At 64.5% G+C, this 1500-nt stretch carries 2 protein-coding genes; both read left to right on the forward strand.

Translation table 11 applies throughout. The features are described from left to right. Positions 1-838: VWA domain-containing protein (locus MUO23_04020; protein ID MCJ7512117.1), on the forward strand; the 838-nt coding region annotated here is incomplete at its 5' end. 50 nt (positions 839-888) lie between these two features. Next, a partial coding sequence (locus MUO23_04025; protein ID MCJ7512118.1) for an aldehyde dehydrogenase family protein occupies positions 889-1500 on the forward strand: 612 nt, incomplete at its 3' end.

Raw genomic sequence — 1500 nt, forward strand, 5'->3', positions numbered from 1 at the left:
ATGGAGCGAGGTACAGCGGGAATCCGGCTACCTGCTGAGGCGGCTGCTGCTTCTGATGCAGGAGCAAGCTTACCTGCGCTACGGTGGTCACTTCCGCAGCGGCAAGCTGGAAATGAACAAGTTGTGGAAGCAGCGGGGCGGGGACTACCGCCTGTTCCAGCGAGTGGTGGAAGGCGGGAGGCAGCAGATCGCCTTCAGCCTGCTGGTCGATGAGAGCGCCAGCATGGGCGGCCAGCAAAAGTCCCGTATGGCCGCCAAGGCGGCGATCCTGCTGGGCGAAGCGCTGAGCCGGATGGATGTCCCTTTCGAGATCATCGGCTACACCACCGCCGGCTTTGAGGCGCAGGCGGCTCTGCGGCTTGGGCTCACACCGGCCTACCACTATCGGGCGATGCGCTGCACCCCGCTCGAGCATCGAATCTACAAATCCTTCGATGAGCCCTACCGATTTGTGCGGACGCGCTTGGCGGGGATTCAACCCAGGCACAACAACTGGGACGAGGAGCACCTGGTGTTCGCCCACCATCGGCTTCACCGTCGACAGGAGCCGCACAAAGTCGTGATTGTCCTATCGGACGGCCAGCCGAACGGCAATGCCGGTCACCTGATCGAGGCCGTCCGATGGTTGGAGCGGCAGGGGACTACCGTAATCGGAATCGGCGTCGGGGCAGACTTCGTGCGCCAGATCTACCGCGACTCGATCGTGGTCGGGGATTTCCGACAGCTGGCGCTGGAGTTGATCCGGATCCTGGTCGGACACATCGCCTCCGGCGGCAGCCGGCCCGGTCGCGGGGAGGAGTTGCCCGCTCGGGGCACCGTGGGCAGCCTGTCGGCATAAGCGCCAATCACTCGCATATAAGCTGCGAAAGCAGATAGAGGGAGCGAACCATGGCCGCGGAGAAGAAGATCGAAGTCACCCCGATGGTGATCGATGGAAAGCCAGTGGAGGGGGCCTCGGGGCAGTTCATCGATGTCACCAATCCGTCTACCGAAGAGCTGGTGGGTCGGGTTTCGGTGGCAACGCCGGAGGAGATCGATGCGGCGGTACGGTCGTCGCACGACGCCTTCAAGATCTGGCGGGAGATGCCGGCGGCCGAGCGCGGGGCGCTGATGCAGAAGTTTGTCAATGCGGTGCGGGAGCGGGTGGACGAGGTGGGCCGCGTTCTGACCCGCGAGCAGGGAAAACCGTTTCCCCAGGCCAAGGGCGAGATCCTGGGGTTCTGCGCCGTGATCGAGTTCTACGCCCAGGAAGCCCGTCGGATCCACGGCATGGTCATCCAGTCGGATGTGAAGGACAAGTTCGTCTACGTGCTGCGTCAGCCGATGGGTGTGATCGCCGCCATCCCCCCGTGGAACGATCCGCTGCACCTGCTGAGCCGCATGATCGGCCCGGCCTTCGCCGCCGGCTGTACGGCGGTCGCCAAGCCGTCGTCGGACACTCCCCTGACGGCACCGATGGTGGCGCGGATCGCCAGTGAGGTTGGGTTTCCGCCGGGTGTC

This window comes from Anaerolineales bacterium, from assembly GCA_022866145.1.
Taxonomy (GTDB): Bacteria; Chloroflexota; Anaerolineae; order Anaerolineales; family E44-bin32; genus PFL42.